The sequence below is a fragment of the Lactobacillus kitasatonis DSM 16761 = JCM 1039 genome (assembly GCF_000615285.1).
Lineage (GTDB): Bacteria > Bacillota > Bacilli > Lactobacillales > Lactobacillaceae > Lactobacillus > Lactobacillus kitasatonis.
The window spans coordinates 80,762-95,652 of record NZ_BALU01000003.1 but is presented as its reverse complement, the minus strand read 5'-3'; the positions used below and the strand labels follow the sequence as shown (position 1 = coordinate 95,652).

Below are 14,891 nucleotides of genomic sequence, written 5' to 3'. Positions count from 1 at the left end.
CAGAACTAGAAAGGGATTTTCATTTAACCTTAGATTTATCTCCTTGCACCTATCGAGACTCGCTTTTAATCAAGAATTAAATTACTCTTCTTTCTTTTGCTTTCAGATTGATTAAATTGTTAATAATTATTTTAATTAGATTATCATGAATGTCAACACTTTTTTGAAGTTTTTTATTTAAATTGTTTCCAGTAGTTAGCTAAGTACTTAACTGTCAAGCTTTCTAGCTTCTTGATTAAATCAGTAGGTCTGCCTTCTGCAACGATTTGACCACCGTTTTCACCACCACGTGGACCAAGATCTAGCATGTAATCCGCATTTACGATTAAGTTCAAGTCGTGTGTGATTGTAATAATTGTTGCACCTTGGTCTAAAAGTTTTTGCATTACTTGAACTAAAACTTTGACATCCAAAGGATGAAGACCAATAGTTGGTTCATCGAAGACAAATAAAGTGTCATCTTGCTTATGACTTAAGTGAGTCACAAGCTTTAGTCTTTGTGCTTCCCCACCTGACAAAGTTGGTGTGCTTTCACCTAGGTGTAAATAATCTAATCCAACTTCTTTGAGTAATTCTAATTCACGTTCAATCTTTGGTACACGCTTAAAGATAGGCAGTGCTTCATTAATATCTAAGTTTAAAATATCAACGATTGACATATCATGCCATTTAATTTGTTGAATTTTAGGATTGTAGCGTTCACCATGACAGGTTGGACAAGTCTGTTGCATGTCTGGCAAAAACTGAATATCCAAAGTAACAATTCCTGTACCACCACAAGTTGGGCAAGCTCCTTCTTTATTGTTGTAGGAGAAGTAGCTTGGTGTGTAATGCTTTTCTTTTGCCAGTGGTTGACGCGCAAAAAGCTTGCGCAAATTGTCCATGATTGAGGTATAGGTTGCAACAGTTGAACGAGTACTTTTACCTATTGGCGAAGCATCAACACTGACCACATTATGAATTGGTGAATTAAAATCTTTGATTTGTTTAGGTAGCTTTTCACTTTTGCTTTGATCCTGAATTGCTGGAACAAGTGAATCGAGAATTAAACTAGTTTTACCAGCACCAGAAAATCCAGTAACTGCGGTAATTTGATTGAGAGGGATGCCGGCCTTGACGTCATGCAAGTTAAAATAATTGTCTACTTCAAAAGTGATTCTTTCGGTATTAACCGCATCACTTATTTTTCTTGCCATTAATTGTGATTTACCGTTCAAATACGGTGCAATCAATGATTGTGGATCGTTCTTAATCTCAGCTGGACTACCTTGATCTAGAATTTGACCGCCTTGTTCACCAGATCCTGGTCCTATTTCGATAATTTCATCAGCAGCACTAATAATATCAACGTTGTGGTCAACTACGACTAATGAATTGCCTTGGTCGACTAGTCTATGCAATACTTTAATTAAGCCATCAACGTTAGCGGGATGCAGTCCAATTGAAGGCTCATCTAGAACATAAAGTACACCTGTAGTCTCAGTTCTTAAAGTTCTAGCCAATTGAATTCGTTGCAATTCACCGGTGGATAATGTGTTACCTGCTCTAGCCATGGTTAAATAATCAAGACCAAGATCAAGTAATGGCTGTAAGTTGTTTGTGAATTCGTTGATTAAAGAACTGGCTATCTTATGCATATCGTCTGGCAATTTAGCTAAAACGTCTTTGCTCCATTCAGGTAAATCACCTAATTGCATATGTTGAACTTCATCAATATTTTTACTATTAACGAGTTGATTCAAAAGTTTTGGACGAAGGCGCGTCCCGTGACAAACTGGACAAGTTGAATAAGTAAAGAATTCCGCAATTCTCTTTTGTGCTCGTTCACTCTTACTACTTTTGGCAGAACGCAAAACTGCTTGGTGGGCATTTTCATAAAGAGCATTGAAGTCATGGAAGACACGACCGGTTCCAGATAGAAAGTCCATCTTGTATTTTTTCTCTGGACCATTTAAGATGAAATCTTTTTCTTTATCAGTTAAATCTTTAAACGGAATATCGATTCTAACACCAGCGTGTTGAGCAACATTTGGCATAAAGTTTCTACCTGGTAGACTCCATGAAGCTATTGCTCCCTCTTCAATGGAAAGATTTTCGTCAGCAATTAATTTATCTTCATCAAGTTGACGAACTTTACCGGTACCACCACAATTTTTGCAGGCACCATCAGAGTTAAAGGCAAAATCTTCAGCACTGAATGCGTAGAATTTAACACCACAAGTGGGACAGGTGATACGCATCATATCTTGTCCTGACTTAGATGCAGCTTCTGCGATTTCTAGACTAGCTGGGACTCTATGACCATTAGGACAAACTGGTGAACCCAATCTTGAAAAGATTAAACGTAGAACATTGAAAGTTTCGGTTGTAGTTCCGACAGTAGCTCGATCATTAGGAACACTAGGACGTTGTCGGAGTGCTAATGCAGATGGAATATGTTTTACACTGGTTACATCTGCTTGTGTCCCCTGCTTGATTCGACGACGCATATAAGTTGATAAAGCATCTAAATAGCGACGTGAGCCTTCTTCATAAAGAATACCCATTGCTAAGCTAGATTTACCTGAACCGGATAAACCTGAAATAGCGACGAATTTGTGCAAAGGAATATCGACATCTATATTCTTTAAGTTGTGGACTTTTGCACCACGTACTTCAATTTTTGTTGGTAACGCCATAATCTCTTCCTCTAGTTTTTTATTTTCAACATAATTAATTATAGAATTTCTTTTATAAATTAGTATAAATAGCACTACCTTTTCATTTATTTTTCTATTAACTTTTGGTATCGTGGATTTAACCAAATTACGAAAGGAAGATCCTATGACTTTTACAAAATTAGAAAACAGCAGCGATCAAGCTGTTGTAGCTGAAGAAGTAAAAATCTTGACTAACTTACTTAACGAATCTACCCGCCAATTAATTGGTGACGAAGCCTTTGCTAAGATTCAAGACTTAATCAACACCTCAGCTAGTAAAGATCAAAAGCAACTAGAAGATAAAATTTCTGCTTTAAACAATCGTGAAATGATTGTCGTTGCTCGTTACTTTGCTACTTTGCCTTTATTAATCAACATCTCTGAAGACGTAGAATTAGCCAGCAAGGTTAACGTTTTTAACAACACCGATCAAGATTACTTAGGAAAATTAAGTGATACTATCGATCTCGTTGCTAAGAAGGGCGATGCTAAAAGAATCCTTGAAAACGTTAATGTTGTTCCTGTTCTAACAGCACACCCTACTCAAATTCAAAGAAAAACTGTCCTTGAATTGACTGATAAAATTCATCATCTTTTACGTAGCTACCGCGTTGTTAAAAACGGTACTATCAACCAAAAAGAATGGACCGAACAACTTCGTGCCTGCATTGAAATTTTGATGCAAACAGATATTATCCGTGGACACAAATTAAAGGTGTCAAACGAAATTACTAACGTTTTAGCCTACTATCCTAAAGCTTTGATTCCTGCAATTACTAAGTTCACTGCTCGTTACAAAGAACTTGCTAAGGAACATGATTTAACTCTTGATCATGCTACTCCTATCACTATGGGCATGTGGATCGGTGGCGACCGTGATGGAAACCCATACGTAACAGCTGACACCTTGGAATTAAGTGCTACTTTACAAAGTCAAGTGATCTTTGAATACTACATGAAGGAATTAAAGAAGTTATATAGAGCTATCTCCCTTTCAACTTCTTACATGGAACCTTCTACAGCAGTTGAAAAGCTTTCTGAACTTTCAAACGATGACTCACCATTTAGAACTAATGAACCATATCGTCGTGCTTTCTACTACATCGAAAGTCGTTTAGTTCATACTGAAAAGCAACTTTTAGGCATAATTGACAAAAATATCTTTATCAAGCCACGTGATCTTGAAAATCTTGACAATATTCCTGTCTACAACAATCCTCAAGAATTCAAGGCTGATCTTGAAACTATCAAGGCTTCACTCGATGAAGACCATGATCAAGCAGTAACTCACAGTTTCTTTACTGAAATTTTAGAAGCAATTGATGTCTTTGGTTTCCACTTGGCAACTATCGATATGCGTCAAGATTCTAGTGTCAACGAAGCTTGTGTAGCAGAACTTCTTAAGAGTGCTGGTATTTGTGACAATTACAGTGATTTAAGTGAAGATGAAAAGATCAAACTTTTGCTTAATGAACTTGAAAATGATCCACGTAATTTGCATGCAAACAACAAGCCTAAGTCTGAATTGTTGCAAAAGGAATTAAAGATCTACAAGACTGCACGTCAATTAAAAGATCGCTTAGGTGAAGATGTTATTAAGCAACACATCATTTCTCATACCGAAAGTGTTTCTGACATGCTTGAACAAGCAGTTATGTTGAAAGAATACGATCTTTTAGATGGTGAAAAATCTCGTGTTCAAGTTGTGCCATTATTTGAAACCGTAGAAGACTTGCTTAACGCACGTGATATTATCACTGAATACTTGAACTTCCCTATCGTTAAGAAGTGGCTTGCATCCCAATACAACTACCAAGAAATCATGCTTGGCTACTCAGACTCCAACAAAGACGGTGGTTACCTTGCATCATGCTGGAACCTTTACAAAGCTCAAAAAGATTTAACTGCAATCGGTGAAAAGATGGGCGTTAAGATCACCTACATGCATGGTCGTGGCGGTACTGTTGGCCGTGGTGGCGGTCCTTCATACGAAGCCATTACTGCTCAACCATTTAAATCAATCAACGATCGAATTCGTATGACTGAACAAGGTGAAATCATTCAAAACAAGTACGGCAACAAGGACACTGCATACTACAACTTAGAAATGCTTGCTTCCGCTGCAATTGATCGCATGGTTTCAAAGCAAATCGTCAGCGAAGATCATATTCAAGAATTCCGTTCATCAATGGACAAAATCGTTGATGAAAGTAACAAGATTTATCGCAAGCTTGTTTTCGAAAATCCTGCTTTCCTTGACTTCTTCTTCCAAGCTACTCCTATCAAGGAAATTTCTAACTTAAATATTGGTTCTCGTCCAGCCTCAAGAAAGAAACTTACTGACTTCTCAGGTTTGAGAGCTATCCCTTGGGTATTCTCTTGGTCACAAAGTAGAATCATGTTCCCAGGGTGGTATGGTGTAGGTTCAGCCTTTAAGCACTTTATTGATGCTGATCCAAATAACTTGAAGGAATTGCAAGAAATGTACAAAGGCTGGCCATTCTTTAACTCTCTGCTTTCTAATGTTGATATGGTTTTATCCAAATCAAACATGGAAATTGCTAGAGAATACACTAACCTTTGCGATGATGAAGAAGCTAAGAAAGTCTTTGACATCATCTACAAGGAATGGCAATTAACTAAAAAAGTCATCTTACAAATTGAAAATCATGATGAACTTTTAGCTGAAGCTCCTATTTTGAAGCAAAGTTTGGACTACAGAATGCCTTACTTTAACATTTTGAACTACATCCAAATCGAAATGATTAAACGTGGTCGTGAAGATGAAATCTCAGGTGTTTACCACAGTATCATTCCTATCACCATCAACGGTGTGGCTTCAGGTTTGCGTAATTCAGGTTAGAATAAAAATAACTTGGTAATTAATTTTACCAAGTTATTTTTTATTTATTTCTTGTGTATTTGCTTTATAAATGATTTTCTAATTAAAATAATATTTTGCTTAAGTGAGGAATTCTTGTGTATACCATTTATACTAACTTTTTAGAATTAACCTCCTCCTCAAGTTATACCTATTGGCTTGAGTGATTTTGGTATGCTTTAAACAAAATAAAAAGAGAATTCATTTTCAAATTCTCTTTCTTTCTAACTAATTCATATATTCAATATCTTACTTCTTAAACAAGTCAAAGCAAATCAAATCTTCTGAATCCAAATCTGCTTTATGCATATCTACTGCATTGATGTGATTATTATCATAATTGGTGAAGTACAAAATACCTTTATCCAAGTTCATGCAGTCAGTGTACATGGTGTATTCATAGCGATTGTCTTCTACTTCATCCAAGCCCTTAGCTTGTTCAACAGCATGTAAAATATGGAAGAAGTTAGTTACATTTTCTGCTTCGTCCTTACCTTTTGGAGCATGTGATAAAGTAAATGCTACTTTTACGAAACGAGAACTTGAATCCATACCTCCAGGCAAATGATGAGTACCAAGGCCTCTGCTGTACAAGTTAAGATCGACATTAGGAATCAAAGTATTCTTAGGATTATGTGGAGTAACATCAGAATAGTCGCTCAACTTAATCAATTGGTCTGGAAATTCAGGATTGTTGGTCAAAACATGAACTGGATTATCGTAAACGTGCAAAACATTCTTAGTTGATTCAACTACGATGCTCTTGCCAGATTTATCGCTTAAGATCCAGTGCTAGTCAGCTGCAGGTAATTTCTCTGAGAAACTAACGTTTAAAATACTTGCATCAGCTAAAATTTTCTTAACATCATCAGTGGTTTCGCAGTTACTTAACAAATATGGCATTAATTCAAAGGAAGTAATGTTCTTCTTGCCTTCTACTTGTAGTTGTCTTTTCTTAAAACACATGATATTATTTACTTACTAAAAATAAGTTAGTTATATTTTTAAAGAAAAAATTTAAAGGAGTGACCTACCATGAATGTAGAATTAGGTATTTCAACTTTTGGAGAAACAACCCCACTTGAAAAGACTGGTAAGGCAATCAGTCATGACCAAAGAATTAGAGATTTAGTTGATGAAATAGTTTTAGCAGATAAATTAGGCATCGATGCTTATGCAATTGGTGAACACCATAGAAAAGATTTCGCAGTATCTGCACCTGAGATAGTTCTAGCAATGGCCACTTCAAAAACAAAGCAAATCCATCTTTCAAGTGCAACGACCAACTTGCCAACGATTGATCCAATCAGAGTTTATGAGCAATATGCCACAATGGATGCAGTTGCTCCTGGTCGAATCGAAATCATGGCTGGACGTGGATCATTCACTGAAGCTTTTGATTTATTTGGCTATGATCTAAATGATTACGATGATTTATTCAAAGAAAAGTTAGATATGTTGTTAGCCATGAACAAAAATGAAATTTTAGATTGGCCTGGCGGTAAGTTCACACCTAAGGTAGATCATATTGGTATCTACCCTCGCCCTGAAAAACCTTTACCAATCTCACTAGCTACAGGTGGTAGTCCTGCTTCCACGATTCGTGCAGCTGAGATGGGCCTGCCAATCGTTTATGCGATTATCGGCGGTAAGATGGAACACTTCGCACCTTTGATTAAGCTTTACAAGGCAGTTGCGGAAAGAACAGGACAAGATTTAAGCAAAATGCCAATTGCGGCTCACTCATGGGGCTGGCTTAGTGATGATAAAGACAAAGCAATCAAAGAATACTTCTACCCAACTAAATTGCTTGTTGATACGATCAGTAAGGAACGACCAAATTGGACTGGTATGACTTATAATCAATATCTTGAAGGTATTGCCGATGATGGCGTAATGTTTGTTGGTGATAGTGGGACCGTAGCAAATAAGATTATCAAGATGATGGAAACATTGGGCTTAACTCGTTTCTACTTGCATTTGCCAATCGCTTCTATGCCACATGAAGATATTATGAAGGCTATTGAAATCTATGGTAATGAAGTGGTTCCGAAGGTTAAGAAACATTTTAAAGACAAAGAAAATAAGAAGAAACTCTTCTCTTTTAAATGAAAGAAGTAATATTTTAAATTGCAAGATTTATTCTTTAAGCTTAAAATAACTCTTATATTTTGTGTGGAGGGATACGAGATGACAGCAAACGAACAAATTATCGCTTTAGTAAAACCAGAATATTTGAAGAAGATTCCAAAGATCTTTAGAAAGCATGCTACTGAAAGCACCTGCAAGTTGATTGCTCGTGAACATGTGGATTTATACAAGGCATTTGAAGATGGCGAGCCAACTGAAAGTCAAAAGCAAGAAATGACTGACTTAATCAACGGTATCTTCGAAGAACGAATGAAAAAGCATAAGATGATGTAAAGATAATAGATATCAAAATACCGATGATCTTTTTTTGTGAAGGTCATCGGCATTTTTCTTTCCCTAGCAAAAAGAGCCTGAACATTGTCAGACTCTTCACGCTTATTCGAGATTTTATATTATATTTACTTCTTTGCGGCAGCTTCTGCTTCAGCATCTGTGTTTGATGGTGTTAAAGCAACACTATCAGTGTCAAATTTAACATCACTAGCTTTTACATAACCGTCAGTAAAGTTAAGGCTACTCTTGCTACCTTCTACAGAATTACCAACTAAATGATAGAACAATTCTGCTTTGTTTTCACTTGGAACCCAAAGATAAAGTAATTTATCAACCTTGAAACGTCCAGATTGTTTCCGAGGACGATCACCATTAAAGTTAATTACAGTGCCATCAGCATGGTAAATGTCTGTTGGTTGAGTGAATATGATACGTGAGCTTTTTGTTTTTGCATAATTTTGTACTGGAATACTTTTAGCTGCTTTAACATCGGTATTATAAATCCAGTAGTTAGTGCCTTTAATGTGATAAATAGCTAATTCCCAATCATCATCACCATCTCTACCAGTACCAGCACGTGTTCCTTGCTCTAGACGATCAACTACAAATTTATCACCCATTTTAGCTGTCTTTCCAGAAGGCTGCACCATATCTTTATCTGGTACTTCTACATAAAGATATGCGGATTTAGCAGTTACTGTTACAGTAGTTTCATCCTTGCCTACTGGTTGAGTATTATTGGTTGTTGTGGTGTCAGTTGGCTTGTTGGTAGTGGTATTTGATGATGTATTATCACTACCTGGTGCCATTACTGTATTAGCTTTGATAACTGGACCTAAGTTGTATGATTTAACATATTGCTTAGCTGGCCCACCTACTCTGAAGTAGTGCTTACCATTCTTGAATCTGTAAGAACCACCGTAAGTAGTGATTGTTTGGCCCTTGTATAACTTCCACTTGTTTTGGTAACTAGTCCGACGAGTAGAAGTTCTGTAGATGTAAGTATTATGAGTAATTCTTCTAGTTACACCGTCAATATTGGTAGCTTTTAAATATTGGTCCTTATCGGCAACTTTGTAGTAAATGCCATCGCCAATCTTTACAGGACTAGCTACTAATCTAGCATAGCTAAATGCATTATATTTTACGCCAGTGCTGTTACCGTCTTTATCATAAGCAACAGCAGTGTGCATTATCATCTTATTTGTAACATTGGTATCTGCAGCTTGAACTGTGTGAGCCTGTGAGCTTAATGAAAGCACTGGACTTACAGCCATCAAAGCTGCAACTGAAGCTAAGATAAGTTTGTTTTTCTTCATATAAATCATCCTTTGTGAATTTACAGTTATACTTTTATTATCACCCCCATTTTTTTAAAATCAATTAAAAAAGCCGTCTTCATGACGACTTAAAATATTATTTCAATTCATTAAAACTTAGGCAGCTTCTTATACCTTTACAAATTTATCACTTACTATTTTTTGCTCTTTTTATCGTGATCAGAAACATAACTTATACAGTAACCTACTACAGTGTAAGCTACAGTTAATACTAATGGTCGAAAAAATGTCTGAAAATTTATCGCTTTTAAATCCATCAAGTAATAAATAGAAGTGAATATATAATCAAAAAATCTTCTATTTTTTCACGCATATTCATTCATATCAAACGAAGCGATACATAAAGTCTTCTTAAGAATTTAATTTTATGTAAGCACAAAATCCAGCAACAAAAACTAAAAATGCAATGCAAATAAAAAGAAATATTCTTTGCCAGTTTTTACTAATAAATTCACTTCCGAAAGAAAATAGCCACCATCCTAATGTTCCGACTACTGACATCCATAAATTATGCTGACCTTTAGAGGGTGGCCATTGTTATCTTTTAACAGTTTAATGACCGCTTTTTGGATTTTCTTTCTTGCCTGCGACATTTGTGTCTTCATATAGGTGATTTCCCTTTTTAAATTTATAAGTGAATCAAAACTTTAGACCCAATTTCTAATCCTACGGTGTGCGACTCACTGCCCCAATCACGTTCATCATAATTATCCATGTCAGCAAGCGAGTCTGCAGTAAACAAAAGCTGAGCAAAATCAACTTTTCTAAATTGAGCACATGCAGCCATCCCAGCGCATTCCATTTCTACAACGCTGGCCCCCAGTTGACGAAAGTACGCAACCTTTTTAGGTGTTTCTCTGAAGAACCCATCTGTCGTCCAAGTTGTTATTTCATCATACTCTAGATCTAGCTTATCAAGTTGTGCTTCTACTTTTTTAATAAATTGAGTGTTTAAGTTGATAAATTGACCTGGCTCCATGTAATGAAATGATGTACCCTCATCACGGATAGCTCGCGTAGGCAAAAACATCGCATTTTCTGGTAAATCTACTAATGCGCCTGCAGTCCCTACAGCTAAAATTACCTTAACACCATAACTAATTAGCCAATCTAGAAGTTGAGTTGCTGCAGGTGCTCCCAATGGTGCTTGACATAGGGTGAAAAGCTCACCGCCAATTTCGACTTCATAAACTTTCGGAGTAAAAGATACAGAATCAAACATCCCCATGGTGCGGTGAAGATGCTTACCTAAAAACGAATTAATCTCTTCTTTTGGCACGAATGCATAGAGTAAGCGTGAATGAAAATGAAATGGTTCTTGATCATGATCAGGATCAATTACTGCATGGTGATTTTTGTCATAGTCTAAAATGAATGGTTGTTTGTTCATACATACTCCCCCTCGTGTCGTGGTTTACTTTAATTCGATATAAATGGGCAAAAATTAGAATAGTTTATAAACTTTTGTCCATCTTCAATTGACCAGTCATGAATTCCTGCATCCCCGGTAATCAACTTAACATTTGATCCTACTGGTAATTTAAGAAAAGCCTGATATAGCCTCATAATCATTCCACCATGACTAACTATTACTATTGTTGAAGCAGGATCATTTTCACTAAGGATTTTCGAGAGAACATACTCAGCTCTCATTCTAAATTCAAGTTTACTTTCTTGCTGATAGTGTGATTCATGCATTGCAGTAGGTATATTAGGGTATTTTTCATAAGCCGATTTGTATTCCAATCCTGCTCTTAAGCCATTATCAAACTCCTGCAATTTATCTTCTGGAATAACTTGAAGATTAGTTTTCTTTGATATATGTTCTGCAGTTTGCATGGCTCGTTTTAAGGTACTTGCATAAATTCTGTCTACCTCATAGTTCTTAGAAAGATATTCTGCTGTACTTTCTGCCTGTTCATGTCCTAATTTTGTCAAAGAAAAATCTGCTCGTCCTTCACATACTTTCAATATATCAGCTTCACTCTGACCATGTCTGACCACTAATAATCGCATAGATTACCCACCTCTTATCATCATTAAATATAGAATTCTATATCATTATTCGAACTTTACACTATAATCTCTTCAATATTTCAAAACAAATATCTAATCCTCGACGATGTGAATCTGTACCACCGTCCCGTGGATCATAATCTTTTTCATTTGCTAAAGTATCCGCAGTAAACAAGATTTGCGCAAAATCCACTTTTCTAAATTGAGCACATGCAGCTAATGCAGAACATTCCATTTCTACTGTACTGGCACCTAATTGACGAAATTGTGCAACCTTCTTAGGTGTTTCTCTAAAGAAACCATCTGTTGTCCAAGTCGTTATTTTGTCATACTTTAGATCAAGTTCGTCAAGTCGTTCTTCTATTCTGCTTAAAAACTGAGAATTTAGATCAACTCTTAGACTATCTTCTAAATAATGAAAGGAAGTTCCTTCATCTCTAATAGCTTGAGTTGGAATAAACATCGCATTTTCGGGTAGATCAGTAATTGCTCCAGCATTGCCAAAGGCCAGAACCTTTTTAACGCCATAGGCAATTAACCAATCTAACAACTGTGTAGCAGCCGATGCCCCAAGTGGTGCCTGACATAAAGTAAAATATTTACCATCGCTTTCAATTTCATAGATATTAGGTTGAAAAGAAATAGTATCGTAACTACCTAATACTTTATGTGGATTATCTCTCAGAAAATCATCGATATCTTCCTTAGGAACAAAGGCAAAAAGCAGTGTAGGATGAAATTTAAAGGGTAAATTTTCGTAATTTGCTTCAATGACGACTTTAGAATCATTATCTTTTTGTAAAATATATCGATGTTCTTTCATATGTACTCCTCACTCAACAAATGGATAATCTCGGTTATAATATTGCCTAATAAAATTCAAATGTTGTTTATTGAAAATAGAAGGCAAATTATCTTTAGAGAAATATCCTAAATCCAATGTTTCTGAACTAACTTGTTTATCCGTTTTTTCAACAAGCTCAACGATGAATTCAATTACTACAGCTTGTGCAACATCCCCATTAGGATAATGTTGTATAAAGTTAGTCGACACTCCTAACAAAGATTTAACTTTTACTTTTAAGCCTGTTTCCTCCAAAAATTCGCGAACACATGCTTCTTCCGCAGACTCACCAAATTCCATTGCCCCGCCTGGAAGTCCCCATGAATTAAAATCAGATCTTTTTTGAAGTAAAATCTCATTTTTTTCATTAACTAAAATTCCACCGGCGAAATTTAAAATTAGTGGTTCATGTCCTACCCTTTGCCGTAAGTTTTTGATATAGTCTTTTTCCATTTATTCTTTTTCAATCGTTTCCAGCATTTTTTCTCCAATATTTCTGAATGCAATATCTTCAATCTTTTCAGTATAGTTAAAAATTCCAATGGCAGTAGTAAAGATTAAATATTGTCTCGTCAACTCAGATAATTGATAATCACTATTTTTAGTTGAATATCCTTTTAAAAACGCTTGAATCAATTTATCGTCCATTGCGAAATCTTGATAGAAAAGTTTAATAAAATCCTGATAAACCGGTCCAAGACGAGCTTTTTCAAAATCAATCAGCATTAGCTTGCCAAATATATATTTGTAATTTCTGATTCCCACATCCCCATGTAGAACATAATTGGAATGTGCAGATAATTCAGATTGGATTTCATTTTTATAAGGTAAAAACTTATTTACTAATTCTTTCAAACGTTTCTTATAGGAAGATTCGCAAAAAGTATTAATTTCGGCTAGATAATTATCAAACTGATTCTTAACAACTTTGATTCCTGGAAATGGTTGAACTTTTAAATGAAAGTCTCCTAATACCACTCCCATTTCAAAAACCAACTTCGAATTAATCGGCTGCTTTATATCTTTAGGTGACCAATCTTTAAGAACCAAAATAAATGAATCGTTTAGTGGAAATCCTGTCAGAACTCTATCGTTTAGCTGATTTGTAACGTTTTTTTCGGTAAAATAAGCCTGCTTTTTTACAAATTGTTTTACGAAGATGGATTGCTGAAACAATTGGCTATAACCTACAAAGGTATTATTAAGTGATTCATGATTAATCAGTCGTAGGTCGGCCTGTAATCGTTGATTTAACTGATCAATAATTTGTAACATAGCACTACTCTCTAATGTCTTTCATAATAATTTTAATTTCTTCTATTAAACTAGTTCGACTGGAAAATTTGGTTTCCGGAATGAAACCAATGTAGTCTTTTTCTTTCCACCAAGAGCGCATTTGTTTTTCTCCGAAGGAACTTATATGACGTTGCTTATGACGCAATATCGTTTCTTCAAATGGAATATCAAAATAATATGCATAAATTGCATCACCGAAAAGATGCTGAGCTTCCTTAAATAATGGTTCATACCATTCAGCGTTTAAAATCCCTTCTAAGATTACATAATCACAATTATGATAACCATAAAAAAGTAGGTCTTTAAATAACGGCAGACCGAGAGTATTCTTCCCATCCTTGACGCGAAGCATATCTCGTCTAACTGTATCTTGCGGAATGAGTAAGGTATTTCGAGGCAATCGATTATGAATCTCCTTAGCTAATGTAGTTTTGCCACTGCCAGAATTACCTCTGATGATAATTAATTTACCCAAAAAGAAACACCTCTTCTTAATTCAATCATTCCAATTACTTAATACTCTTTTTAAATACTTTCATACCTAACTCATCATCTTTTTCATACTTAAATCCGGTTCGCAAGGCAACATTTTGACTGGCTAAGTTGTCCTGTGCTGTTCGTAAAAGTAAATACTCTAATTTTAATTGTACGAATGAATAATCACTTAAGAATTCAACGCATTTAGTCATAATTCCTAAGTGTTGATAATCACTTGAAAGCCAATATCCTACTTCACCAGACTCATGAGTTAAATGATGTAAATCAATCATTCCTGCTGGATTGCCATCAATCAAAATTACTAAATTGAAATTAGTACCATCTACCATTTTCTGCTGGAAGATTTTAATTGAATTTACTTCTTTTTGAACAGTATCAATATTATTAGCCCATTTTAAATATTTTGAAAACTGTTTATGATTCTTTTTCAGTTGTTCAAATAAAGCAGGAGCTTGCCATGTTTCAGGTAAAACTAACGAGATTGAATGTTTATTAACTTTAAAACTATATAGAGTAAATGACCTCATGATGTTTAGCCTTCTTTCCCTATAATCTTTTGAACCGCAGGAGCAATCAAATTCTCCTCTAACGCCATATCCACTGGGCGGTAAGTATTATCGATACACTCATCCCAATATTTAATATGCTTCTTATCAATATAACTATCTGATTCTTCTACTACTTGCCCATTTTCACCTTGTACTGAATACCAATAAAAGTATGTATAGCCGTCCGCATTTTCTTCTTTGAAGACATTTTCGACATACATCTCTTCGTTTTTCATTGTGGCTACGGTATCTTCATGATGACTGTTTAAGAAATCCATCCATTCTTGTGCTTTTTCTTCTTTACCCTTTTTTATTCGAAATCGTGTTAGCTCAACTCGAACCATT

General features: G+C 35.5%; 13 protein-coding genes, 1 pseudogene and 1 other annotated feature (1 of these 15 cut by a window edge). Of the genes and pseudogenes, 3 read left to right on the top strand and 11 right to left on the bottom strand.

Annotated features, from left to right (window positions below; all coding sequences use genetic code 11):
* Window positions 1-106 (bottom strand) — a binding site (T-box leader); it reaches 141 nt to the left of the window's first position.
* 67 nt (window positions 107-173) lie between these two features.
* Window positions 174-2,678, bottom strand: a complete 2,505-nt coding sequence (locus JCM1039_RS02950; protein ID WP_025014587.1) for an excinuclease ABC subunit UvrA — start codon at window positions 2,676-2,678, stop codon at window positions 174-176.
* Window positions 2,679-2,823: 145 nt separating this feature from the next.
* Here JCM1039_RS02950 and ppc point away from each other — a divergent pair, with 145 nt between their 5' ends.
* On the top strand, window positions 2,824-5,562 hold the full coding sequence (gene ppc, locus JCM1039_RS02945) for a phosphoenolpyruvate carboxylase (RefSeq protein WP_025014586.1): 2,739 nt from the start codon (window positions 2,824-2,826) through the stop codon (window positions 5,560-5,562).
* 267 nt (window positions 5,563-5,829) lie between these two features.
* On the opposite strand, the pseudogene JCM1039_RS10490 reads toward ppc, so the two are convergent.
* Window positions 5,830-6,516: pseudogene (locus tag JCM1039_RS10490) on the bottom strand (linear amide C-N hydrolase); the annotation flags it as partial.
* A gap of 99 nt (window positions 6,517-6,615) precedes the next feature.
* Here JCM1039_RS10490 and JCM1039_RS02935 point away from each other — a divergent pair.
* Window positions 6,616-7,692, top strand: coding sequence for an LLM class flavin-dependent oxidoreductase (locus JCM1039_RS02935; RefSeq protein WP_025014585.1), 1,077 nt, complete (start codon window positions 6,616-6,618; stop codon window positions 7,690-7,692).
* 78 nt (window positions 7,693-7,770) lie between these two features.
* On the top strand, window positions 7,771-8,004 hold the full coding sequence (locus JCM1039_RS02930; protein WP_025014584.1) for a hypothetical protein: 234 nt from the start codon (window positions 7,771-7,773) through the stop codon (window positions 8,002-8,004).
* 125 nt (window positions 8,005-8,129) lie between these two features.
* Here the strand turns inward: JCM1039_RS02930 and JCM1039_RS02925 are convergent, their stop codons facing one another.
* The 9 genes from JCM1039_RS02925 to JCM1039_RS02880 all read right to left on the bottom strand — a co-directional run bounded on the left by JCM1039_RS02925 (window position 8,130) and on the right by JCM1039_RS02880 (window position 14,890).
* On the bottom strand, window positions 8,130-9,323 hold the full coding sequence (locus JCM1039_RS02925) for an SLAP domain-containing protein (RefSeq protein WP_025014583.1): 1,194 nt from the start codon (window positions 9,321-9,323) through the stop codon (window positions 8,130-8,132).
* Window positions 9,324-9,972: 649 nt separating this feature from the next.
* Window positions 9,973-10,734 (bottom strand): nucleoside phosphorylase, encoded by a 762-nt coding sequence (locus tag JCM1039_RS02915; RefSeq protein WP_025014582.1) that lies wholly within the window; start codon window positions 10,732-10,734, stop codon window positions 9,973-9,975.
* A gap of 29 nt (window positions 10,735-10,763) precedes the next feature.
* On the bottom strand, window positions 10,764-11,360 hold the full coding sequence (locus tag JCM1039_RS02910; protein ID WP_025014581.1) for a histidine phosphatase family protein: 597 nt from the start codon (window positions 11,358-11,360) through the stop codon (window positions 10,764-10,766).
* Window positions 11,361-11,421: 61 nt separating this feature from the next.
* Window positions 11,422-12,183, bottom strand: a complete 762-nt coding sequence (locus tag JCM1039_RS02905) for a nucleoside phosphorylase (RefSeq protein WP_025014580.1) — start codon at window positions 12,181-12,183, stop codon at window positions 11,422-11,424.
* A gap of 9 nt (window positions 12,184-12,192) precedes the next feature.
* On the bottom strand, window positions 12,193-12,657 hold the full coding sequence (locus JCM1039_RS02900; RefSeq protein WP_025014579.1) for an NUDIX hydrolase: 465 nt from the start codon (window positions 12,655-12,657) through the stop codon (window positions 12,193-12,195).
* Window positions 12,658-13,479 (bottom strand): protein kinase family protein, encoded by an 822-nt coding sequence (locus JCM1039_RS02895; protein WP_025014578.1) that lies wholly within the window; start codon window positions 13,477-13,479, stop codon window positions 12,658-12,660.
* Window positions 13,480-13,483: 4 nt separating this feature from the next.
* Window positions 13,484-13,975 carry a kinase gene (locus tag JCM1039_RS10485; RefSeq protein WP_034532906.1) on the bottom strand — a complete coding sequence of 164 codons (492 nt, stop codon included), beginning with the start codon at window positions 13,973-13,975 and terminating at the stop codon, window positions 13,484-13,486.
* Between the two features lie 34 nt (window positions 13,976-14,009).
* Entirely contained in the window at window positions 14,010-14,525 is a 516-nt protein-coding gene (locus tag JCM1039_RS02885; protein ID WP_025014577.1) for a GNAT family N-acetyltransferase, read from the bottom strand.
* A gap of 5 nt (window positions 14,526-14,530) precedes the next feature.
* A complete protein-coding gene (locus JCM1039_RS02880; RefSeq protein ID WP_025014576.1) occupies window positions 14,531-14,890 on the bottom strand; it encodes a DUF6176 family protein in 360 nt (119 codons plus the stop codon).
* Between the last annotated feature and the right edge of the window lies 1 nt (window position 14,891).